A 21816-nucleotide genomic window follows, 5' to 3' on the forward strand; every position below is an offset into this window, starting at 1 on the left:
GATGACGACATTACTTAACCCGTATTTTGGTGAATTCGGTGGGATGTACGTCCCACAAATCCTGATGCCCGCGCTGCGCCAGCTGGAAGAAGCGTTCGTGAGCGCGCAAAAAGATCCGGCGTTTCAGGCGGAGTTTACCGACCTGCTGAAAAACTACGCGGGCCGTCCGACGGCGCTGACCAAATGCCGTAACCTGACCGAAGGCACAAAAACCACGCTCTACCTTAAGCGTGAAGATCTGCTGCACGGCGGCGCGCACAAAACTAACCAGGTGCTGGGCCAGGCGCTGCTCGCTAAGCGTATGGGTAAAACCGAAATTATCGCTGAAACCGGCGCGGGCCAGCACGGCGTGGCCTCTGCTCTCGCCAGCGCCCTGCTCGGCCTGAAGTGCCGCATCTATATGGGTGCCAAAGACGTTGAGCGCCAGTCGCCGAACGTATTCCGTATGCGACTGATGGGCGCGGAAGTGATCCCGGTGCACAGCGGCTCCGCCACGCTGAAAGATGCCTGTAACGAAGCGCTGCGCGACTGGTCTGGCAGTTACGAAACCGCCCACTATATGCTCGGCACCGCGGCGGGCCCGCACCCGTTCCCGACCATCGTGCGCGAATTCCAGCGCATGATCGGTGAAGAGACCAAAGCGCAGATCCTTGAAAAAGAGGGTCGCCTGCCGGATGCGGTGATTGCCTGCGTCGGCGGCGGATCTAACGCCATCGGCATGTTTGCCGATTTTATCGACGAAACCCGCGTTGGGCTGATTGGCGTCGAGCCTGCCGGTCATGGCATTGAAACGGGCGAGCACGGCGCGCCACTGAAGCATGGCCGCGTGGGGATCTACTTCGGCATGAAAGCCCCGATGATGCAGACCGACGAAGGGCAGATTGAAGAGTCTTACTCGATTTCTGCCGGGCTGGATTTCCCGTCCGTTGGGCCACAGCACGCCTTCCTGAACAGCACGGGGCGCGCAGATTACGTCTCCATCACCGATGACGAAGCGCTGGAGGCCTTCAAAACGCTGTGCCGCAATGAAGGGATCATCCCGGCGCTGGAGTCTTCCCACGCCCTTGCACACGCGCTGAAAATGATGAAGGAAAACCCGGAAAAAGAGCAGCTGCTGGTGGTGAACCTTTCCGGTCGCGGTGACAAAGATATCTTCACCGTTCACGATATTCTGAAAGCACGAGGGGAAATTTGATGGAACGCTACAACAACGTATTTGCTGAACTGAAATCCCGCCAGGAAGGCGCGTTCGTTCCCTTCGTGACGCTGGGCGACCCCGGCCCCGAGCAGTCGCTGAAAATTATTGACACCCTGATCGCAGCCGGCGCCGACGCGCTGGAGCTGGGTATTCCCTTCTCCGATCCGCTGGCGGATGGCCCGACCATCCAGAACGCCACCCTGCGCGCCTTTGCGGCAGGCGTGACGCCGACCCAGTGCTTTGAAATGCTGGCGGCGATCCGCCAGAAACACCCGACCATCCCGATTGGCCTGCTGATGTACGCCAACCTGGTCTTCAGCCGCGGTATTGATGCATTTTACGCCGAGTGCACCCGCGTGGGTGTCGACTCCGTGCTGGTGGCTGACGTGCCCGTTGAAGAGTCCGCGCCGTTCCGTCAGGCGGCGATGCGCCACAACGTCGCGCCGATTTTCATCTGTCCGCCGAATGCCGATGACGACCTGTTGCGCCAGATTGCCTCTTACGGACGAGGATACACCTACCTGCTCTCCCGTGCGGGCGTGACCGGCGCGGAGAACAAAGCCGCGCTGCCGCTGCATCACCTGGTGGAGAAGCTGGCAGAATACCATGCCGCTCCACCGCTTCAGGGCTTCGGGATTTCGTCTCCGGATCAGGTTACTGCGGCCATTGACGCGAAGGCCGCCGGGGCCATTTCCGGTTCGGCTATCGTTAAGATTATTGAGAAGAACGTGGATAAACCTGAGCAGATGCTGGCTGAGCTGAATACGTTAGTCACATCCATGAAGGCGGCCACGCGCAGGACGTAACCGTTACAACCGTCTGGCCCCGGCGCCAGGCGGTTTTCCCCCCTTGCTCCCTGAGAGCAACCTGTCAAAATTGATCCTGTCGATATTTTCGGTGTGAATGACTTTCCAATCTTTCGCGTAAGCGTATGATCTGGGCTCTTTTTAGCGTTATCCTTCTGAGTTCAGAGGTTATTCATGTCCTGGCATTACTTCAAGCAGACTTACCTGGTTAAGTTCTGGTCACCTGTTCCGGCCGTTATCGCGGCAGGCATTCTCTCTACTTATTATTTCGGTATTACCGGCACCTTCTGGGCCGTTACGGGTGAGTTTACCCGCTGGGGTGGACAGCTATTGCAGCTGGCGGGCGTTCATGCCGAAGAGTGGGGCTACTTTAAGCTGATCCATCTTGAGGGCACACCGCTGACCCGCGTTGACGGGATGATGATCATCGGCATGTTCGGCGGCTGTTTTGCGGCCGCGCTGTGGGCCAACAACGTTAAGTTACGCATGCCGAAAAGCCGCATCCGCATTATGCAGGCCGTGGTCGGCGGCATCATTGCCGGGTTTGGCGCCCGCCTGGCGATGGGCTGTAACCTTGCCGCGTTTTTTACCGGTATTCCGCAGTTCTCGCTGCATGCCTGGTTCTTTGCCGTCGCCACCGCCATCGGCTCATACTTCGGCGCAAAGTTCACCCTGCTGCCGCTGTTCCGCATTCCGGTGAAAATGACGAAAGTGAGCGCTGCCTCTCCGTTGACTCAAAAGCCCGATCAGGCCCGTCGTCGCTTCCGCCTCGGTATGCTGGTCTTTTTTGCCATGGTTGCCTGGGCGATGTGCACGGCGATGAATCAGCCAAAACTCGGCCTGGCAATGCTGTTCGGCGTCGGTTTCGGCCTGCTGATTGAACGCGCGCAGATCTGCTTTACCTCCGCGTTTCGCGATATGTGGATCACCGGACGAACGATGATGGCGAAGGCAATCATTGCCGGTATGGCGGTCAGCGCGATCGGCATCTTTAGCTATGTGCAGCTTGGCGTGGAGCCGAAAATCATGTGGGCTGGTCCTAATGCGGTCATTGGCGGATTGCTGTTTGGTTTTGGCATCGTGCTGGCGGGCGGGTGCGAAACCGGCTGGATGTATCGCGCCGTGGAAGGCCAGGTGCATTACTGGTGGGTCGGTCTGGGTAACGTGATTGGCTCAACCCTCCTGGCGTACTACTGGGATGACGTCTCTTCGGTGCTGGCAACCAACTGGGACAAGGTCAATCTGCTGAATACCTTTGGTCCACTCGGGGGGCTCATGGTGACCTACGCCCTGCTGCTTGTCGCCTTCTTGCTGGTGGTTGCACAAGAGAAGCGCTTCTTCCGCCGGGCTACCGTCAAAACTGAAACTCAGGAGAATGTCGCATGAAAGAGATCGTGCCTGACTATCGTCTCGATATGGTGGGTGAACCCTGCCCTTACCCGGCCGTCGCCACGCTTGAGGCGCTACCGCAGCTGAAAAAAGGTGAAATTCTGGAAGTGGTGAGCGATTGCCCCCAGTCCATCAACAACATTCCGCTTGATGCTAAAAACCACGGCTATACCGTGCTGGATATCCAGCAGGACGGGCCAACCATACGGTATTTGATTCAGAAGTAGCTCTCAGGTACGAAAAAGGCCTCTACGGGAGGCCTTGTTTCACCTCGCTGGCTTTAGCCACCGTCGCCTTTTGAGTTTCGGGAGGCATGAATGGGTGGTGAGGCGGGTTCCGCAAACTGAACAGACCGCACCGTGAGGTTGGCTGTGCGTCGGGCTAAACGTGGTGAAATAAAACTGTTTGCCTGCACATACCGGACACTCAAATTTGATGTTGGGGATATCCCCTCCAGCCAGATGTATGGAAGAACCACCATACAGCAATTCACGGTTTTACAGGGATATATCGTCCCCGCGAGAACAAAAGGCGAGGAAGTCTTAACATAGGCTTTTGAAACTTAACTCTTATTGATCCACAGCAACAGGAAAGATTTACACTTAAGTAAAATCTTACGTCTGGTTTGAGTAGGGTTTTGACGCGTTGATGTTTTTTAGATGTTTTGGATTTTTGCTTGTTTTTATCTCGTTTCACGCTTCGTCTTTGAATTTCTCATCGACGTTTTTGCGGCTGAACTGCCCGGAACGCGGCCTGGTCGAAATTATTCTGCACGTCTACGACCACACCCAGGAAAAGTGGCCCGGGCATTTTGAAACCGGCGCTGGCCATAAACGTGTCGGCGATACCGAAATTATTCCCTTTGCAAACGGGGATGTTCTGTTCCACTCCATTTCACGCGATGCGTTCAGCTACCTGTATGATGGCGAATCGACGCTCAGGCACTGCATGAAGCTGGACGAACGCCCCGTTTATCCGTCCTTTTGACGCCCGGCACTGGCCGCTGTGCGGCCAGTTTTAACCGAATCAGAAACGGTAACCCGCAGAGAACATAAACACCCACGGATCCAGACGGGTACTGATACTCTGCTGCTCTCCGCCCGCCTTGAAGCGAACGTCGGTATCAATATCCATGTACCAGACCGAGGCGTTGATCAGCCAGTCGCGGTTGATCAGATAGTCCAGCCCCACCTGCCCCGCCACGCCCCAGGAGTCCTTCAGGCTGAGATCGGAAAGCCCGTTTGCTTTCCCGGTATCGTTAAATTTCTCGTCAAAGAAGGTGGTGTAGTTAACGCCCGCGCCAATATAGGGGCGCACCTTGCTGCTGGAATCCCCAAAGTACCATTGCGCCATCAGCGTTGGCGGCAAATGGTGCACCGTGGCAATGTCTCCGGTCGGTCCCAAACCGACGCGGTGACGAAACGGCGTGGCGGCAAGAAGCTCAACGCCCACGTTATCCGTTGCCATATAGGTAAAGGTCAAGCCTAGCTGAGTATTATTGCTGACGTTGAAACCGCCCATCCCCAGTACGCTGTCTGAGCCTTCCGTTGGGCGCACCGTTGCCGAACCGGCACGAATAAAGAATTCACCTGCTTCATGCGCGTACGCGCCGCCAGAGAGACTGCTTAAGATAAGGGCTGCCACCGCTAATTTTTTCATATCCGCTCCATCGTTGTGGTTTTAATTGCGGAGGAGAATATACTCACAAAAGAGTAATAAGTGATCTAACACAGATCACATTAAAACCAGTAAGTTAACATTCATTGATCTAGGTTAATTTTTGGTGACGCCATATAAAGCAATAAGTTGTTACCACGTCAATTTCTGGCATTTCTCGGTTACAAAAATTTCTGCTTTTTCTCACTTGCGCTTGCAGTAGCGGTTGGACAATTTCTCGCTCTCACAGTCTGATTGGGTGGGTCCTTCTTTTGCAGCTTTACAAAGATATGCTTTTCCATACAAGCCTTGATGCTGCCACCAGCATCATATCCGGTGTACAATTGCCGGCTAATTAACACCTGCAATACTCAAGGAGAGTGCATGTCTATCACGGCGAAGTCTGTCTACCGTGACACGGGAAATTTTTTCCGCAATCAGTTCATTACCTTTTTACTGATCGCGTTGTTGTGCGCCTTTATTACGGTGGTGCTGGGTCATGCGTTCTCACCCAGTGATGAACAGATTGCCACGCTGAGCCAGGGGGATCATCTTGCAGGCAGCGCGGGGTTGTTTGACCTTGTGCAGAATATGACGCCAGAACAACAGCAAATCTTGCTGCGCGCCTCTGCGGCATCGACCTTCTCGGGCCTGATTGGCAATGCCATTCTGGCCGGAGGCGTGCTGATGATGATCCAGCTGGTGTCTGCCGGGCAACGCGTCAGCGCGTTACGTGCAATCGGCGCCAGCGCGCCGGTGCTGCCAAAGCTGTTTATCCTCATCTTCCTGACCACACTGCTGGTCCAGATGGGGATAATGCTGGTTGTCGTTCCTGGCGTGTTGCTGGCTATCGTTCTTTCATTCGCGCCAGTCATGGTGGTGCAGGACAAAATGGGCATTTTCACCGCCATGCGTAGCAGCATCAGGCTCGCGTGGGCAAATATGCGACTGGTCGCGCCGGCCGTTATCAGCTGGTTACTGGCCAAAACGCTGCTACTGCTGTTTGCGCCGAATTTTGCGGTGTTAACGCCAAACGTCGGTGCGGTTGTCGCCAATACGTTGAGCAACCTGATTTCAGCCGTGCTGCTGGTCTATTTGTTCCGCCTGTACATGTTAATTCGTCAGTAACCGGGATCGCAGAATGAAGCAGTTTCTTGATTTTTTACCGCTGATCGTATTTTTCGCTTTTTATAAGCTGTACGACATTTATGCCGGCACGCTGGCGCTGATTGTGGCCACGGCTGTGGTGCTGATTTATAGCTGGGTTCGCTACCGCAAGGTTGAGAAGATGGCACTCATCACCTTCCTGATGGTGGCGGTGTTTGGCGGCCTGACGCTGTTCTTCCACAATGATGAATTCATTAAATGGAAGGTCACGGTGATTTATGGCCTGTTTGCGGGCGCGCTGCTCATCAGCCAGTGGGTGATGAAAAAGCCGCTGATCCAGCGCATGCTGGGCAAAGAGCTGACGCTGCCTCAGGCAGTCTGGGGGCGTCTGAACCTGGCCTGGGCGCTGTTCTTTATCCTGTGCGGTCTTGCCAATATCTACATCGCTTTCTGGCTGCCGCAGAATATCTGGGTCAACTTCAAGGTATTTGGCCTGACGGCCCTGACGCTCGTGTTTACGCTGCTAAGCGGCGTGTACATCTACCGGCACATGCCGCAGGACGATAAGCAGTAACCTTACGGGCCAGATCGCAATGCGATCTGGCCTTTTTTCACTTTCCTTTCACATTCCGCCCCACTTCTTCAAAAATGACTGAATCATGAAGATTTTATGGAGATTGCCCCCTTCTCATTGTAATGAGAATCACTATCATTAATATTCGTCATCGCATTTTAACAAATGGAAATGAGTTGATGAAAAGCATAATAAGATTTGCCCCCGCTTCACTTACGTTGGCCATCCTTGCGGCACTGGGCCAGGGCGCGCACGCAGCAGAAGAGACTCTCGACGACGGTGAAACCATGGTGGTTCAGGCGACGGCTGAAGAGGCGCTGAAGCAGCAGCCTGGCGTCTCGGTTATTACGGCGAAGGACATCGAAAAGGACCCGCCGGTAAACGATCTTTCTGAAATCATTCGTAAAATGCCCGGGGTAAACCTCACCGGTAACAGCGCGACGGGCAGCCGCGGCAACAACCGCCAGATCGATATTCGCGGTATGGGGCCGGAAAATACCCTGATCCTGATTGACGGCGTGCCGGTGACGTCCCGTAACTCGGTGCGCTACAGCTGGCGCGGCGAGCGCGACACCCGCGGGGACACCAATTGGGTTCCGCCAGAAATGGTCGAGCGCATTGAAGTGCTCCGCGGGCCTGCCGCCGCTCGCTATGGCTCCGGGGCTGCCGGTGGCGTCGTCAACATCATTACCAAACGCCCGACCAACGACTGGCACGGCTCGCTCTCGCTCTACACCAACCAGCCTGAAAATGATAAAGAGGGAGCGACAAAACGCGCTAACTTCGATCTGAGCGGTCCTCTCGCAGGCGATGCGTTAACGATGCGCCTTTACGGGAACATCAACAAAACCGACGCGGACGCCGAGGATATTAACACCGCGCAAAACGGCTCTTACGCCGCCGGACGCGAAGGCGTACGAAACAAAGACATCAACGCCCTTCTCTCCTGGAAACTCACGCCGCAGCAAATTATCGACTTCGACTACAGCTACAGCCGCCAGGGCAATATCTACGCGGGCGATACGCAGTACAGCAACGGCAACGTCAGCCCTGGTGGCCTGGTATCGTCCCTGTACGGTCACGAAACTAACCGTATGTACCGCCAGTCATACGGCATTACGCACAACGGCATCTGGGACTGGGGCCAGTCGAAGTTTGGCGTCTATTACGAGAAAACTAACAACACCCGCTTGCAGGAAGGGTCGACGGGCAGAGTTGAGGGTATGATCAACAGCGACAAGTACGACACCAGCCGGCTTGAGTCGTACCGTTCCACAGGCGAGCTGAACATTCCGCTGTTCTGGCTGGTGGACCAGACGCTGACCATCGGCGCAGAGTGGAACCGCGATGAGCTCAACGACCCGGCGTCAATGCAGGCGACGGACGTGTCGGGAGAAGTGATTAACGGCGTTTCCGGCACCGCTTCCGAGCGCAACAGCAAAAACAGCGCCGATCTCACCGGGATCTATCTTGAGGACAATATTGAAGCGCGTCAGGGGACCAACCTGATCCCGGGGATCCGCTTCGATTATCACAATAAATTTGGCAGCAACTGGAGCCCAAGCCTTAACGTTTCACAGGATTTAGGCGACATGTTCAAGGTGAAGGCGGGTATCGCTCGGGTATTTAAAGCGCCGAACCTGTATCAGTCCAGCGAAGGCTATCTGCTTTCCACCCGCGGGAACGGTTGTCCGAACAACATTTCCGAGGGAAGCTGCTACCTGTTAGGCAACCCGGATCTGGATCCGGAAATCAGCGTGAACAAAGAGATCGGCCTGGCCTTTGCCCTGGAAGGCTACGAGGCTGGAATTACCTGGTTCCGCAACGATTACAAAAACAAGATCGTTTCAGGAACGGACGTGCTGGGGCAGACAAGCAACGACGTAAATATCCTGCAATGGGAGAACGGCGGCAAAGCCGTTGTTGAAGGGCTGGAAGGCAACCTCACCGTGCCGGTTATTCGCGATACGCTGACCTGGCGTACCAATGCGACGTATATGATCCAGTCTGAAAGTAAAGACACCGGCAACCCGCTGTCTATCATCCCCAAATACACCGTCAACACCATGCTGGACTGGGAGGTTAACAGCAAGCTTTCAGCCAACGTAAGCTGGACGATGTACGGTCGCCAGAAGCCCAGAGAGAACGCTGAAATCCGCAAAGAGGAGAATGCGATGTCCAACAGAGAGATCGGCGCGTATTCCATCGTGGGTATCGGCAGTAATTATCAGCTGACCAAAAACCTGCGCCTGAATGCCGGCATCAGCAACCTCTTTGACAAGCAGATTTACCGTGAAAATGACGGTGCATCGACCTATAACGAACCGGGCCGCGCGTATTACGCCGGCGTAACCATGTCCTTCTGACCCTCAGGCGCCCGCGCTGCGGGCGCTCACCCTATTCTCTCCAGCCAGAAATCATAGTAGCATCCCGCCTGAAGTCTTCAGTTACGAGTTTAAAAACAATGACAACAATTGACGCCCCTCAGGGCGAACTGGTTTTACGCACACTGGCAATGCCCGCTGACACCAATGCCAATGGCGATATTTTTGGCGGCTGGCTAATGTCGCAAATGGATATGGGCGGCGCAATTCTGGCTAAAGAGATCGCCCACGGGCGCGTAGTCACCGTCCGGGTCGATGGCATGACCTTCCTGCGCCCGGTTGCGGTAGGAGATGTGGTTTGCTGTTACGCGCGCTGCGTAAAACGCGGCAATACCTCTATCTCCATCAACATTGAGGTATGGGTAAAAAAAGTCTCTTCTGAACCGATTGGTCAGCGCTATAAGGCGACGGAGGCATTATTCATCTATGTGGCGGTGGATAGCGACGGTAAACCGCGCCAGCTTCCCCGGAGCTAGCTTCAGGTATAAAAAAAGCCTCCTTGCGGAGGCTTTTTTTTGGCCGTTATTCCATCTGCGCCCCGCCGTTCAGGCGGAAGACAATGTTCACAACCAGCCCGCTGCCGGGTTTACCGGCCTCGTAGCGCCACCTGCGCATGGCCGATTTCACTTCACGTTCAAACATATTCGCCGGCTGGGCGGAGAGGATTTGCACGTTATCAACGCGACCGTCTGCGGTGACGTCAAATTTCACCCTTACGCGCCCCTCAATGCGTAACGCCTGCGCGCGCGCCGGATACTGCGGCTGATTACGGCTTAGCGCGCGCGGGCCCGCTGGCGCGGTTACCGTCGGTTTCGTCGCGGTCGCAGTGTTATTCATCAGCGGACGCGACGGTGCGGCATTTTCAACCGGTTGCGTGGCGCGTGGCTCTACCGGACGCACTTCACGTTTAGGACGTTCTTCCACCTTTTTAACCGGCTTGGGTTTTGGCTTCGGTTTTGGTTTAGGTTTTGGCTCTGGCTTATGGATCACCACCGGCGCTTCTTTCGGCGGCTCAGGAACTGGCTCGGGTTCCGGCTCCGGTTCAACAACGGGCTGTGGCGGCGGCGGCGCAACCTGCGGCGGCTCAAGATCCGCAGGCGATACCATGGTCACAGAAATTGGCTGCGCTGGCGCCGGCATTTCAATAACCTGATGAACCGAGGTATAGAGCAGACCCGCCACGACAGCACCGTGAATAACGACGGAAAGCAGCGTCGGCCATGGAAAGCGGCGAGGTAAATCAAGGGTCATCGAAGTCATAATCATCAACGTTAAAAAACCGAACTTCGATTTTAAATGCAAATAGCAATCATATTCAATAAGACACTTTGTCCTGGCGCAATTTAAGCGCGTAAGCGGGCAAAAAAGGGGCATCCAGATCAGGGTTTTAACAATGTGATTATCTTTACATTGCAGTCATTTGTGCTTTCACATAACGTAATTGTCACTTTCACCGGTTAAGGAGCTTTGCCGTGCTTTACGTGATTTACGCTGAAGATGTACATGATTCTCTGGAAAAACGTCTTTCCGTTCGCCCTGCCCATCTGGCGCGCTTACAGTTGCTACAGGATGAAGGCCGTTTGCTGACCGCGGGCCCGATGCCTGCCGTTGACAGCAACGATCCGGGAGCGGCAGGTTTTACCGGCTCCACGGTGATTGCCGAGTTTGAATCTCTGGAAGCCGCGCAGGCGTGGGCAGAAGCAGACCCGTACGTCGCAGCCGGTGTGTACGAGAAAGTCACGGTTCGTCCGTATAAAAAAGTGTTCTAAAAGAAAGGCTCCCTCAGGAGCCTTTTCTTCATTCAGTGCAGCGACGCCAGCCTCGCCGCAAAGCCGACAAACAGCAGACCGATCAGCCCATTCCCCAGCTTCGCCAGTTTCTTTTTGGTTTTAAGGTAACGCGTCACAAACGCGCCTGAGAAAATCAGGAAGCTCATGTACATGAAACTAATCAGCTCAAGCGTTGTGGCGAGGATCAGGAACGACGTGCCGGTATTCTTCGCGTTTACATCGATGAACTGGACGAAGAACGACACGTAAAAAAGAATCGCTTTCGGGTTCGTCAGGCTCAATACCAGCGAACGCTTGAGGATCGCGCTTGCCGGTTCGGCGCTGTTATCATGTGTATTATTCTGACGGTTAATAACGGACCAGAGCATTTTCCCGCCGAGCCACAGCAGGTAAAACGCCCCGAGGTAGCGGACGATATTGAATAACACCGGCGTGGTCTGAATTAACGCGGCGACGCCCGCCCAGGCCAGAAACATCAGCACCGCGTCACCAATAAATACACCGGTGGCGGCCAGATACCCTTTTTTCACGCCGTGGCCAATCCCTGTTTTCAGCACAAACAAGGTGTTCGGTCCTGGAACCAGCACAATAAAAAATGCGCCGACAACATAGGTCCAGAAATTCAGTACACCAAACTCCGCAAACACGTCTCACTCCTTTTGCTCAAAACAAAGGGAATATCGCCGCAACGTCGATATTCCCGAAATCTGAAGTATACCGTTAAAGCCGCAGACCGCGTCAGTTAAACAACGGGCACCTTTCGGTGCCCTCAGGGTTATCAGATGTCCTGGACCGCGAACAACAGCGCATTACGGTGTCTGTTCAGCCCACATTTTCTGATGGCGTGGATACGCATATTGCGGCGGGATTGTGCTTCCAGCCAACGAGCCTTTCGACGACTCACCTGTCGCAACATGCGCCAGCGCCCGACTTCAGTTCTACTGCGCTTCATGTCTACAACTCTTTCTCTAACAGAGATGCCATTATAAGCCTAAGCGGGCGGCAAACCAGCGCTTTTATCTGCCGTTTTTATTTGCCAGATGAATCCTGATGCGTAAACTCATAACAATACGCTTTCAAAAGGATTTTTTATTTATGACAACCTTCTACACCGTGGTGAGTTGGCTGGTCATTTTAGGATACTGGCTGTTAATTGCCGGGGTGACGTTGCGCATTCTGATGAAGCGCAGAGCGGTCCCTTCCGCCATGGCCTGGCTTCTGATTATCTACATTCTCCCGCTGGTGGGCATAATCGCCTATCTCTCTTTTGGTGAACTTCATCTGGGTAAACGCCGGGCCGAACGCGCCCGCGCCATGTGGCCCTCCACGGCAAAATGGCTTGCCGATCTCAAAGCCTGCAAGCATATCTTCGCCGAAGAGAACAGCAGCGTGGCGTCGTCCCTGTTCAAGCTGTGCGAACGCCGCCAGGGGATCGCCGGTGTAAAAGGCAACCAGCTCCAGTTGATGACCTCTTCCGACGATGTGATGCAGGCGCTGATCCGGGACATTCAACTTGCCCGGCATAATATCGAGATTGTGTTTTACATCTGGCAGCCGGGCGGCATGGCGGACCAGGTAGCCGAATCGCTGATGGCGGCTGCACGTCGCGGTATCCACTGCCGCCTGATGCTGGACTCCGCCGGCAGCGTGGCCTTTTTCCGTAGCCCGTGGGCCGGCATGATGCGCAATGCGGGTATCGAGGTGGTCGAGGCGCTAAAGGTGAATCTTTTCCGCGTATTTCTGCGGCGCATGGATCTCCGCCAGCACCGAAAAATGGTTCTGATCGATAACTATATCGCCTACACCGGCAGCATGAATATGGTTGACCCCCGCTTCTTCAAACAGGATTCCGGCGTGGGGCAATGGATTGATTTGATGGCTCGCATGGAAGGCCCGGTGGCAACGTCTATGGGCATCGTCTACTCCTGCGACTGGGAAATTGAAACCGGCAAACGCATTCTTCCCCCGCCGCCGGACGGCAATATCATGCCGTTTGAGGAAGCCAGCGGGCACACTATTCATACCATTGCATCCGGTCCTGGCTTCCCGGAAGATCTGATCCATCAGGCACTGCTTACCGCCGCGTACTCAGCGCGTGAATATCTGATCATGACCACGCCCTATTTCGTTCCCAGCGACGACCTTCTGCATGCCATCTGTACGGCGGCACAGCGCGGAGTGGATGTGAGCATTATTATGCCGCGCAAAAACGATTCGCTGCTGGTCGGGTGGGCAAGCCGTGCGTTCTTCAGCGAGCTGCTGGCCGCGGGCGTGAAAATCTATCAGTTTGAAGGTGGGCTGCTGCACACCAAGAGCGTGCTGGTGGACGGAGAGCTGAGCCTGGTGGGCACCGTTAACCTCGATATGCGGAGCCTGTGGCTGAATTTTGAAATTACGCTGGTCATTGATGACGCCGGTTTTGGCGGCGATCTGGCGGCGGTTCAGGACGATTATATCTCCCGTTCACGCCTGCTGGACGCCAGGCTGTGGGCGAAACGTCCGCTGTGGCAGCGAATTGCCGAACGACTGTTTTACTTCTTTAGTCCGTTGCTGTAAAACGTGCCCAACGATGTTTAACAGGTAGTCATCATGGAAATGGATCTGAACAATCGCCTGACCGAAGACGAAACGCTCGAGCAGGCCTACGATATTTTTCTCGAACTGGCGGTCGATAATCTCGACCCGGCTGACGTGATTCTTTTCAACCTGCAATTTGAAGAGCGTGGCGGCGCCGAGCTGTTCGATCCGTCTGAAGACTGGGCCGAACACGTCGATTTTGACCTCAACCCGGATTTCTTTGCCGAAGTGGTGATTGGGCTGGCGGACGAAGACGGGGGCGAAATTAACGACATCTTTGCGCGCGTGCTGCTGTGCCGCGAAAAAGACCACAAGCTGTGCCATATTCTCTGGCGCGAATAATAAAAAAGGCTGCCATCGCAGCCTTTTTTAATTAATCCGGTAAGACATTTCCACAGCGGTGACAAAACCGCGCGCCGGGTTCATGATTCCCCTGCTGACACCGCGTGCATTTACGCTGCCGTTTGCTGCCCTGAAACGCGCTGCTCATGTGGGTGGTAATTAGCCCCGTCGGGATCGCTATCACCGAATAGCCGATCAGTATCAGAACGGATGCCACGATTCTTCCGAGCGGCGTATGCGGCGTAATATCCCCGTAGCCCACGGTCGTCACCGTGACGATGGCCCAGTAAACGGAAGCATTAAGCGTGGTAAACCCGTACTTCGGCCCTTCAATTAAATACATCAGAGAACCAAAAACGATCATCACGATGGCAATAAACGAATAGAAGAGAATAAGCTGGTGGCGGGCGCTAACAATCGCGACCCAAAACACCCGCAGCGACGGCATAAAGCGCAGCAGCTTCAGAATGCGCAACACGCGAATCGCCCGCATTGCGCGCCAGGCAAACACATAGTTCAGGCTTATTTCCGGCCACAGCCACATGACGTACAGCGGCAGAATGGTGGCTAAATCAATAAAACCCCAAAAGCTAAAAACGTATTTTGCCGGATTTGGCCAGCTAATGACCCTGAGCACATATTCTGCGGTAAACACCAGCGTGACGATTAATTCCAGCCAGACAAATACGTGCCACTCCTCATACGTCATGTGGTACTGCGTGCCGGCGCCGGATTCGATAAAGATGATAATGACGCTAATCAGCGCAAATAAACCGCACAGTCCTTCGAAGCGGCGACCGGAAACCGTTTGAGGATCAAATAAGAAATGATACAGCCGCTGACGGGCCGACGTGAGTAATCGCGACACATTAACCTCGAAAATAAGGGCTGACATCATGTCAGCCCTTGCGATTATAACGGGTCTACTTTCAGGCAGGAAACCGCATGTCGGAAACTGCCTTCCAGAACCGGACGCGTTTTTGCACATTCCGGCCCGGCGATGGGGCACCGCGTACGGAATACGCAGCCTGAAGGTGGGTTAATCGGCGAAGGCAGTTCACCTTCCAGAAGCTGGATGGTTTTATTCTTTTCCAGATCGGGATCCGGAACGGGAACCGCAGACATCAGCGCTTTGGTGTAAGGATGCAGCGGATTGTGGTACACCTCATCATAGGTGCCCAGCTCCACGGCGTGCCCCAGATACATCACCAGCACACGGTCTGAAATGTGTTTTACCACCGCCAGATCGTGGGCGATGAAGATCAGCGATAGCCCCATTTCCCGTTGCAGTTTCTGGAGCAGGTTAACAACCTGAGCCTGAATGGAAACGTCCAGCGCCGAAACCGGCTCATCACAGATAATCAGTTTCGGCTCAAGGATCAACGCACGTGCGATGCCGATACGCTGACACTGACCGCCGGAAAACTCGTGTGGATAGCGGTTGATGAGGTTAGGCAACAGACCCACCTTGAGCATCATCGCTTTCACACGGTCGCGCACTTCCTGACGCGGCATCTTCGGATGATAGGTACGCAGCGGCTCGGCAATGATTTCACCGATGGTCATGCGCGGGTTCAGGGACGCCAGCGGATCCTGGAAAATCATCTGGATATCGCTGCGCACGTCGCGCCACTCATCCGGCTTCATCCCCAGCAGATCTTTGCCCAGCCAGGCCACTTTGCCGTCGGTGGCTTTTACCAGGCCGATGATCGCACGCGCAAACGTCGATTTGCCGCAGCCGGATTCGCCCACCACGCCCAGGGTTTCCCCTTCGTACAGGCGCAGCGTAACGCCATCCACCGCTTTCAGGGTTTTGGCAGGCTGCCAGAACCACTGTTTGCCGTCTTTGATATCGAAATGGACCTTCAGGTCAGCGATTTCGAGAAGCACATTTCTTTTTTCGTCGATTGCGTTCATACCAGCTCCTCCTGCGGCTTAAAGCAGGCGCGCAGACGGCCTGGGGCAAACGCTTCCAGCGGCGGTGCGCTGTTACAAATTTCCATCGCGTGCGGACAACGCGGCTGGAACGGACAACCTTTCGGCAGACGCAGCAGGTTTGGCGGGTTGCCCGGGATGGTCAGCAGGGACTCCCCTTCCGCATCAAGGCGCGGTACGGCATTCAGCAGGCCAATAGAGTATGGATGGGCGGGCTGGTAGAAGACATCGCGTGCATTACCGTATTCCATCGTGCGGCCTGCATACATGACTAACACTTTGTCGCAGATCCCGGCAACGACGCCCAAATCGTGGGTGATCATGATTATCGCGGTGTTGAACTCACGCTTAAGCTCGTTCAGGAGCGTCATGATCTGCGCCTGTACGGTCACGTCCAGGGCGGTGGTCGGTTCATCGGCGATCAGCAGTTTTGGCCGACAAAGCAACGCCATCGCGATCATGACGCGCTGACGCATGCCGCCGGAGAACTCGTGCGGGTACATGCGCATGCGCTTGCGTGCTTCAGGCATTTTCACCGCATCCAGCATTTTGACAGACTCTTCAAACGCTTCGGCTTTGCCCAGGTCCTTGTGGAGCATCAGCACTTCCATCAGCTGCTCGCCCACACGCATATAGGGGTTCAGGGAGGTCATCGGATCCTGGAAAATCATTGAGATTTGCTCGGCGCGCAGCTTGTTCAGCTCATGCTCCGGCAAATTCAGGATCTCTCTCCCGTTGAACTTCGCTGAACCGCCGATCGCACCGTTTGATGCCAGCAGGCCCATCAGCGCAAATGCGGTCTGGGATTTACCGGACCCGGATTCGCCCACAATGCCCAGCGTTTCACCGGCACGCAGGTCGAAGTTGAGATCGTTAACGGCAGTCACATCGCCGTCGGGGGTTTTAAACGTCACACGGAGGTCTTTTACGTCCAGCAGTGCACTGGACCGCTGTTGCGCCTGTGGCGCGGTTGCCGTTTCAATAATGGTCATGACGGCGCTCCTTAACGGTCTTTCGGGTCGAGGGCATCACGCAGGCCATCGCCGATAAAGTTGAAACAGAACAGAGTGACCACCAGGAAGCCCGCCGGATACAGCAGTAACCACGGTGATACTTCCATGGAGTTTGCGCCATCGCTTAACAACGCGCCCCAGCTGCTCAGCGGCTCTTGTGTACCTAATCCCAGGAAGCTCAGGAAGGATTCAAACAGGATCATACTTGGCACCAGCAGGGAGGCGTACACCACGACCACGCCCAGCACGTTAGGAACGATATGACGCACCACGATATTGGCGGTAGAAACACCACCAACCTGTGCCGCTTCGATAAACTCTTTACGTTTAAGGCTCAGCGTCTGGCCGCGCACAATACGCGCCATGTCCAGCCAGGAGACCATCCCGATGGCCACGAAGATCAGCAGGATATTTTGACCAAAGAAGGTCACCAGCAAAATAACGAAGAACATGAACGGGAAGGAGTTCAGGATTTCAAGCAGACGCATCATTACGGAGTCCACTTTCCCGCCAAGGTAACCGGAAAGCGAACCGTAAAGCGTGCCGACGATTACCGCCACCAGCGCCGCCGCAATGCCGACCATCAGGGAAATGCGGCCACCGATCGCCACGCGCACCAGCAGGTCACGGCCAGATGAGTCGGTACCAAAATAGTGCCCGGATTCCCTATCCGGCGCGCTGGACATCATGCCCCAGTCCGTATCGAAATAGGTGAACTGCGACAGCATTGGCGCCAGGGTGACGAACAGCGCGATAAGCACCAGCACGACCAGGCTGGCAACGGCGGCGCGGTTATGCATAAAACGACGGCGGGCGTCCTGCCAAAGGCTACGACCTTCAACCTCCAGCTTTTCACTGAAGTTTTCCAGCGCCTCGCTGTTTTTCTTACTCAACATCATGGCGTGCTCCAGTTAGTAACGGATTTTCGGGTCGATAACGGCATACAGCACATCGACAACGGCATTAAACAGAATGGTCAGCGCGCCCACGAGGATCGTAAGGCTCAACACCAGCGAGTAGTCACGGTTAAGCGCCCCGTTAACAAACAGCTGTCCGATGCCCGGCAGGCCATAAATGGTTTCGATTACCATTGAACCGGTGATAATGCCGACGAAAGCAGGCCCCATGTAGGAGAGCACCGGTAACAGTGCAGGCTTGAGCGCATGACGGAAAATAATCCGGCGCATCGGCAGCCCTTTCGCACGGGCGGTACGGATGAAGTTCGAGTGCAGAACTTCAATCATTGAACCGCGGGTAATACGCGCGATGCTGGCAATGTACGCCAGAGATAATGCCACCATCGGCAGTATCATGAACTTCAGGGCCCCGCCGTTCCAGCCGCCACCGGGCAGCCATTTCAGGGTGATAGCGAATATCATGACCAGCAACGGCGCGACAACGAAGCTGGGAATAACCACCCCGGTCATTGCGACCCCCATGACGGTATAATCCCATCGGGTATTTTGTTTTAGCGCGGCGATAACGCCCGCAGTGACCCCGAGAACAACGGCCAGGATAAATGCAGCAGCCCCTAATTTAGCCGATACCGGGAAGCTGGACGCCACCAGGTCGTTAACGGAATAGTCTTTATATTTGAATGACGGTCCAAAATCACCGTGTGCAAGTTGCTTCAGATAATTGAAGTACTGCGTGGTAATGGGATCGTTTAAATGGTATTTCGCTTCGATGTTGGCCATGACTTCTGGCGGCAGCGTACGTTCACCGGTGAATGGACTGCCCGGCGCAAGGCGCATCATGAAGAAGGAAATTGTAATTAGAATAAATAACGTTGGAATCGCTTCAAGACAGCGACGCAGGATAAATTTCAACATTGCCCGTACCTTCTGGCGTGTGCCTGATGAATGTTACAAAGTAGACACAGTGGGGCGAGCTCGCTCGCCCCACGTATTGCCATTAATGCTTGATAATATAAAGATTCTTAACGGAAATATTATCCAACGGGTCTTTACCGGTATAACCCCCTACCCACGGTTTCACCAGGCGGGCGTTGACGTAGTAGTAAACCGGCACGATCGCAGAGTCTTTATCGAGCTGTTGTTCTGATTTCGCGTACAGATCGGCGCGCTGGGCGTCATCTGCCACTTTCAGGGTGTCGCCAATCAGCTTATCAAACGCCGGGCTCTTATAGTGTGCCGTGTTGTTTGAGCTGTCGCTAAGCATGGTGTTCAGGAAGGAGGTCGGTTCGTTATAGTCCGCACACCAGCCGGCGCGCGCCACGTCAAACGTTCCCTGGTGGCGCGTATCGAGGAAGGTTTTCCATTCCTGGTTTTCCAGCTTCACGTTCACACCCAGGTTTTTCTTCCAGATTGACGCCACGGCGATAGCCAGTTTTTTATGCAGATCCGAGGTGTTGTACAGCAGGTTAAACGTCAGCGGCTTATCAGCGGTGTACCCGGCTTCAGCCAGCAGTTTTTTCGCTTCTTCGTTACGTTTTTCCTGGGACCATTTGAACCACTCAGGCTCAACCAGTTTCATACCGTCGGTATAAGGTGGGGTGTAGCTGTAAGCTGGCAGGTCGCCCTGATTCTTTACTTTATTAACGATAATATCGCGATCCAGAGCCAGCTTCAGCGCGGTACGCACGCGCACGTCGGTGAACGGAGCTTTCTGGTTGTTAATTTCGTAGTAGTAGGTGCACAGATAAGGATCGACGTGCACTTCTTTCGGGATCTCTTTTTTCAACTTCTGGAACAGTTCAATCGGCATGTTGTTATAGGTCATGTCGATTTCACCGCTGCGGTAGCGGTTGACGTCCGTCACTTCTGAAGAAATTGGCAGGTAGGTGACCTGATTGATGACGGTTTTCGCGTTATCCCAATACTGCGGGTTGCGCTCCAGTACCATACGTTCGTTAACGACCCAGCTTTTCAGCTTGTACGCACCGTTGGTCACGATATTCGCAGGCTGCGTCCATTTTTCACCGAATTTCTCTACAGCGGATTTTGGTACCGGGGAAACAGACGGGTGAACCAGCAGCTTATAGAAGTACGGAACAGGCTCGCTCAACGTCACTTCAAAGGTGTTGGCATCAATGGCTTTTACGCCCAGATCGGTAACAGGCTTCTTGCCCGTGATGATGTCATCAATATTGGCAATATGGCCATACTGAAGGTAACTCGCATACGGGGAGGCGGTATTCGGATCCGCCAGACGCTGCCAGCTGTAAACGAAATCTTCGGCGGTAACCGGCGTACCGTCGGACCATTTGGCATCTTTACGCAGATGGAAGGTCCAGACTTTGAAATCTTTATTGTCCCATTTTTCCGCCACGCCCGGCGCCGGGTGGCCGTCTACGTCCGTCACCAGCAGACCTTCAAACAGATCGCGGTTAACGTTAGACTCTGGAACACCTTCAATTTTGTGCGGATCGAGAGACTGCACTTCCGCACCGTTATTACGCACCAGCGTTTGCTTCTCAGCCAGCTGAACACCGGCAGGAACGTCCGCAGCCATTGCAGCGTTCCCCGCGATTAGCGCAGTTAAAATCCCCGCCGCTACCAGACTTTTTTTTGTGATGATGGACATTGTGTTGATACTCCACTCATTATAATGACTGGCCTTCGCCAGTTGTGTAATCCCCTGTCGGGGCCTGTACAGCGCAGGAGTTTTTTTTGCTACTGTCAGGTTCTTTTTTTACTTCTTGCTATCACCGACTTCATTATTACTGACCGCTCGTACGGCGATCTTGCGTCGATTCTTTACACCTCTCCCCTGTCAGAGAGATGCATTGGATATCTTTCGTGAGGTCTATATGAAAATAGTTCTCATCAACTTGATTAATGCTGCGAAATATAAGGCCGGAAAGTACCAAATGGTGCCAACTCTCGCCAATACATTTTGCATATTTGTTAAGCATTTCTCTTTTGCGGTGGATGGCTCTTCTAAGCCATAAATCTCCACCCCCACCGATACAAAGTAAAAACAATTGAAATCAGAGGGTTACAGGATTGCCTCGCTGAGAGCGTAATGCCATGACCAATCTGAACAATTTTTCACGAAAATTTAACAATTGGTTATTATTTAGCACATTCGTCTGGGTCAGCCTCAAAATTACTAATATCATTTCGGTTATCTGTCAGCAAGCCCCAGAGTATCATGTGAGTAAAATAACAGAGGGTTCGAAGGATTTATGCGCAAAGGGGGAAGCTGAAAATAAACAACCTATTGAAAAACAACAAGAGAGCGTTATTAGTAGAACTTATTATGGCTGGACCGTAATTCAACTTTATTTATATGATTTGCTGATAATCACGTAAAAAAAACGGAGCCGTCGGCTCCGCTCTTTCAAATGAAAGTCAATGTAATAATCCTGGGAATATGCTTTTTATACCGGTAACGATAAATTCGATGCCCAACGCCATTAACAGCAGGCCCATGATACGGGTGATCACGTTGATGCCCGTTTGTCCCAGCAAGCGAACCAGCCATGGCGCCATGCGAAAAACGCCCCAACAGCACAGCGCGAACAGCGCAATGGCGACAGAAAAGCCGATCAGATGCATCAGGCTGTGATAGCGCGTTCCCCAGACGATGGTTGAGCTGATTGCCCCCGGGCCTGCCATCAGCGGCAATGCCAGCGGCACAACGCCGATGCTTTCGCGGATTGCGGTCTCTGATTTCTCCTGCTTGTTCTGTTTATCCTCCCCCAGCTTGCCGCTGATCATCGACATGGCAATCGTCACCACCAGGATCCCACCCGCGATTCGGAACGAATCAATCGAGATGCCGAAGACCTGAAGGATGGCGTCCCCCAGATAAAGAGAGGTCAGCAAGATAATAGCCACCGACAGGTTTGCCGTCAGGTTGGTTTTGTTTCTTGCGGCGGCCGTTTGATAGCTGGTCATACTAATGAAGACAGGGATGATCCCTACCGGGTTGACCAGCGCAAACAAACCGATAAAAAACTTAAAATATGTAGGGAAATCAAAGAGCGTTTGAATCACATTAAGCTCCGCAATTGAGCATGGCCAGGGAGAAACAGCGTGTCATGATAAATCCGCGCTGAAGATACGCTTTTTAGCCGC

The 21816-nt window shown here is 54.0% G+C and carries 23 protein-coding genes and 1 pseudogene; 13 read left to right on the plus strand and 11 right to left on the minus strand.

From position 1 onward, the window contains the following. Position 1 precedes the first annotated feature (1 nt). From trpB to DBR02_RS22195, 5 genes are all read left to right on the plus strand, one after another. The gene (gene trpB, locus DBR02_RS22175; protein ID WP_063452264.1) at positions 2-1195 is read left to right on the plus strand and encodes a tryptophan synthase subunit beta; all 1194 of its coding nucleotides are present in this window, start codon (positions 2-4) and stop codon (positions 1193-1195) included. Then, positions 1195-2004, plus strand: coding sequence for a tryptophan synthase subunit alpha (gene trpA, locus DBR02_RS22180; RefSeq protein WP_107535480.1), 810 nt, complete (start codon positions 1195-1197; stop codon positions 2002-2004). Before trpB ends, trpA begins: the two co-directional genes overlap by 1 nt. Positions 2005-2178: 174 nt before the next feature. After that, on the plus strand, positions 2179-3390 hold the full coding sequence (gene yedE / locus DBR02_RS22185) for a selenium metabolism membrane protein YedE/FdhT (protein WP_107535481.1): 1212 nt from the start codon (positions 2179-2181) through the stop codon (positions 3388-3390). Next, positions 3387-3620 (plus strand): sulfurtransferase-like selenium metabolism protein YedF, encoded by a 234-nt coding sequence (gene yedF, locus DBR02_RS22190; RefSeq protein ID WP_003856774.1) that lies wholly within the window; start codon positions 3387-3389, stop codon positions 3618-3620. Before yedE ends, yedF begins: the two co-directional genes overlap by 4 nt. 478 nt (positions 3621-4098) lie before the next feature. Next, entirely contained in the window at positions 4099-4380 is a 282-nt protein-coding gene (locus DBR02_RS22195) for a hypothetical protein (protein WP_369750612.1), read from the plus strand. A gap of 39 nt (positions 4381-4419) precedes the next feature. Here the strand turns inward: DBR02_RS22195 and ompW are convergent, their stop codons facing one another. Then, positions 4420-5052, minus strand: coding sequence for an outer membrane protein OmpW (gene ompW, locus DBR02_RS22200; RefSeq protein ID WP_107535482.1), 633 nt, complete (start codon positions 5050-5052; stop codon positions 4420-4422). 275 nt (positions 5053-5327) lie between these two features. On the opposite strand from ompW, the pseudogene DBR02_RS22205 reads away from it, so the two are divergent. From DBR02_RS22205 to yciA, 5 genes and pseudogenes are all read left to right on the plus strand, one after another. Further along, positions 5328-5408 (plus strand): annotated as a pseudogene (locus DBR02_RS22205) (YkgJ family cysteine cluster protein); the annotation flags it as partial. 25 nt (positions 5409-5433) lie between these two features. After that, the gene (locus tag DBR02_RS22210) at positions 5434-6177 is read left to right on the plus strand and encodes a YciC family protein (RefSeq protein ID WP_107535483.1); all 744 of its coding nucleotides are present in this window, start codon (positions 5434-5436) and stop codon (positions 6175-6177) included. 13 nt (positions 6178-6190) lie between these two features. Continuing rightward, the gene (locus tag DBR02_RS22215; RefSeq protein ID WP_063452258.1) at positions 6191-6730 is read left to right on the plus strand and encodes a septation protein A; all 540 of its coding nucleotides are present in this window, start codon (positions 6191-6193) and stop codon (positions 6728-6730) included. 179 nt (positions 6731-6909) lie between these two features. After that, entirely contained in the window at positions 6910-9096 is a 2187-nt protein-coding gene (locus tag DBR02_RS22220; RefSeq protein WP_107535484.1) for a TonB-dependent siderophore receptor, read from the plus strand. Between the two features lie 98 nt (positions 9097-9194). Then, positions 9195-9590, plus strand: a complete 396-nt coding sequence (gene yciA / locus DBR02_RS22225) for an acyl-CoA thioester hydrolase YciA (RefSeq protein ID WP_063866544.1) — start codon at positions 9195-9197, stop codon at positions 9588-9590. A 46-nt stretch (positions 9591-9636) separates the two neighbouring features. Here yciA and tonB read toward each other — a convergent pair whose 3' ends face one another. Then, positions 9637-10365 (minus strand): TonB system transport protein TonB, encoded by a 729-nt coding sequence (gene tonB, locus DBR02_RS22230; RefSeq protein WP_074177750.1) that lies wholly within the window; start codon positions 10363-10365, stop codon positions 9637-9639. Positions 10366-10586: 221 nt separating this feature from the next. Here tonB and DBR02_RS22235 point away from each other — a divergent pair, with 221 nt between their 5' ends. Then, positions 10587-10883, plus strand: a complete 297-nt coding sequence (locus DBR02_RS22235) for a YciI family protein (protein ID WP_063452254.1) — start codon at positions 10587-10589, stop codon at positions 10881-10883. A gap of 32 nt (positions 10884-10915) precedes the next feature. Here the strand turns inward: DBR02_RS22235 and leuE are convergent, their stop codons facing one another. Together leuE and DBR02_RS26635 are read right to left on the minus strand one after the other, a co-directional pair. Then, positions 10916-11551: a leucine efflux protein LeuE gene (gene leuE / locus DBR02_RS22240; RefSeq protein WP_063866543.1), complete on the minus strand. Its 636-nt coding sequence runs from the start codon at positions 11549-11551 to the stop codon at positions 10916-10918. Between the two features lie 131 nt (positions 11552-11682). After that, positions 11683-11856 (minus strand): YciY family protein, encoded by a 174-nt coding sequence (locus DBR02_RS26635; protein ID WP_017384232.1) that lies wholly within the window; start codon positions 11854-11856, stop codon positions 11683-11685. A 143-nt stretch (positions 11857-11999) separates the two neighbouring features. On the opposite strand from DBR02_RS26635, the gene cls reads away from it, so the two are divergent. Both cls and DBR02_RS22250 read left to right on the plus strand, forming a co-directional pair. Beyond that, a complete protein-coding gene (gene cls / locus DBR02_RS22245; protein WP_063452252.1) occupies positions 12000-13460 on the plus strand; it encodes a cardiolipin synthase in 1461 nt (486 codons plus the stop codon). A gap of 33 nt (positions 13461-13493) precedes the next feature. After that, entirely contained in the window at positions 13494-13823 is a 330-nt protein-coding gene (locus DBR02_RS22250) for an HI1450 family dsDNA-mimic protein (RefSeq protein WP_006810881.1), read from the plus strand. Positions 13824-13854: 31 nt separating this feature from the next. On the opposite strand, the gene DBR02_RS22255 is transcribed toward DBR02_RS22250, so the two are convergent. The 7 genes from DBR02_RS22255 to DBR02_RS22290 all read right to left on the minus strand — a co-directional run bounded on the left by DBR02_RS22255 (position 13855) and on the right by DBR02_RS22290 (position 21735). Beyond that, positions 13855-14721, minus strand: a complete 867-nt coding sequence (locus DBR02_RS22255) for an ion transporter (RefSeq protein ID WP_173937202.1) — start codon at positions 14719-14721, stop codon at positions 13855-13857. 14 nt (positions 14722-14735) lie between these two features. Continuing rightward, on the minus strand, positions 14736-15740 hold the full coding sequence (oppF, locus tag DBR02_RS22260; protein ID WP_003856743.1) for a murein tripeptide/oligopeptide ABC transporter ATP-binding protein OppF: 1005 nt from the start codon (positions 15738-15740) through the stop codon (positions 14736-14738). Next, entirely contained in the window at positions 15737-16750 is a 1014-nt protein-coding gene (locus DBR02_RS22265; RefSeq protein ID WP_107535485.1) for an ABC transporter ATP-binding protein, read from the minus strand. The genes oppF and DBR02_RS22265 overlap by 4 nt, the downstream gene beginning before the upstream one ends. A gap of 11 nt (positions 16751-16761) precedes the next feature. Next, entirely contained in the window at positions 16762-17670 is a 909-nt protein-coding gene (oppC, locus tag DBR02_RS22270) for an oligopeptide ABC transporter permease OppC (protein WP_107535486.1), read from the minus strand. A 12-nt stretch (positions 17671-17682) separates the two neighbouring features. After that, positions 17683-18603 (minus strand): oligopeptide ABC transporter permease OppB, encoded by a 921-nt coding sequence (oppB, locus tag DBR02_RS22275; RefSeq protein ID WP_063452249.1) that lies wholly within the window; start codon positions 18601-18603, stop codon positions 17683-17685. Positions 18604-18685: 82 nt separating this feature from the next. Beyond that, on the minus strand, positions 18686-20317 hold the full coding sequence (gene oppA / locus DBR02_RS22280) for an oligopeptide ABC transporter substrate-binding protein OppA (protein ID WP_063866541.1): 1632 nt from the start codon (positions 20315-20317) through the stop codon (positions 18686-18688). Positions 20318-21087: 770 nt separating this feature from the next. Continuing rightward, positions 21088-21735 (minus strand): YchE family NAAT transporter, encoded by a 648-nt coding sequence (locus tag DBR02_RS22290; RefSeq protein WP_063452247.1) that lies wholly within the window; start codon positions 21733-21735, stop codon positions 21088-21090. Positions 21736-21816: the final 81 nt, after the last annotated feature.

It is taken from the genome of Enterobacter cloacae complex sp., from assembly GCF_900322725.1.
Lineage (GTDB): Bacteria > Pseudomonadota > Gammaproteobacteria > Enterobacterales > Enterobacteriaceae > Enterobacter > Enterobacter quasihormaechei.

Bases quoted from the DNA above. Each gene is read 5' to 3' on its own strand.
- cls (WP_063452252.1), top strand. From the start codon at position 12,000: ATGACAACCTTCTACACCGTGGTGAGTTGGCTGGTCATTTTAGGATAC.
- DBR02_RS22250 (WP_006810881.1), top strand. From the start codon at position 13,494: ATGGAAATGGATCTGAACAATCGCCTGACCGAAGACGAAACGCTCGAG.
- yedF (WP_003856774.1), top strand. From the start codon at position 3,387: ATGAAAGAGATCGTGCCTGACTATCGTCTCGATATGGTGGGTGAACCC.
- trpB (WP_063452264.1), top strand. From the start codon at position 2: ATGACGACATTACTTAACCCGTATTTTGGTGAATTCGGTGGGATGTAC.
- DBR02_RS22210 (WP_107535483.1), top strand. From the start codon at position 5,434: ATGTCTATCACGGCGAAGTCTGTCTACCGTGACACGGGAAATTTTTTC.
- ompW (WP_107535482.1), bottom strand. From the start codon at position 5,052: ATGAAAAAATTAGCGGTGGCAGCCCTTATCTTAAGCAGTCTCTCTGGC.
- yciA (WP_063866544.1), top strand. From the start codon at position 9,195: ATGACAACAATTGACGCCCCTCAGGGCGAACTGGTTTTACGCACACTG.
- DBR02_RS22265 (WP_107535485.1), bottom strand. From the start codon at position 16,750: ATGACCATTATTGAAACGGCAACCGCGCCACAGGCGCAACAGCGGTCC.
- yedE (WP_107535481.1), top strand. From the start codon at position 2,179: ATGTCCTGGCATTACTTCAAGCAGACTTACCTGGTTAAGTTCTGGTCA.
- DBR02_RS22220 (WP_107535484.1), top strand. From the start codon at position 6,910: ATGAAAAGCATAATAAGATTTGCCCCCGCTTCACTTACGTTGGCCATC.
- trpA (WP_107535480.1), top strand. From the start codon at position 1,195: ATGGAACGCTACAACAACGTATTTGCTGAACTGAAATCCCGCCAGGAA.
- DBR02_RS22255 (WP_173937202.1), bottom strand. From the start codon at position 14,721: ATGATGTCAGCCCTTATTTTCGAGGTTAATGTGTCGCGATTACTCACG.
- oppB (WP_063452249.1), bottom strand. From the start codon at position 18,603: ATGTTGAAATTTATCCTGCGTCGCTGTCTTGAAGCGATTCCAACGTTA.
- oppA (WP_063866541.1), bottom strand. From the start codon at position 20,317: ATGTCCATCATCACAAAAAAAAGTCTGGTAGCGGCGGGGATTTTAACT.
- DBR02_RS22215 (WP_063452258.1), top strand. From the start codon at position 6,191: ATGAAGCAGTTTCTTGATTTTTTACCGCTGATCGTATTTTTCGCTTTT.
- oppF (WP_003856743.1), bottom strand. From the start codon at position 15,740: ATGAACGCAATCGACGAAAAAAGAAATGTGCTTCTCGAAATCGCTGAC.
- DBR02_RS26635 (WP_017384232.1), bottom strand. From the start codon at position 11,856: ATGAAGCGCAGTAGAACTGAAGTCGGGCGCTGGCGCATGTTGCGACAG.
- tonB (WP_074177750.1), bottom strand. From the start codon at position 10,365: ATGACCCTTGATTTACCTCGCCGCTTTCCATGGCCGACGCTGCTTTCC.
- oppC (WP_107535486.1), bottom strand. From the start codon at position 17,670: ATGATGTTGAGTAAGAAAAACAGCGAGGCGCTGGAAAACTTCAGTGAA.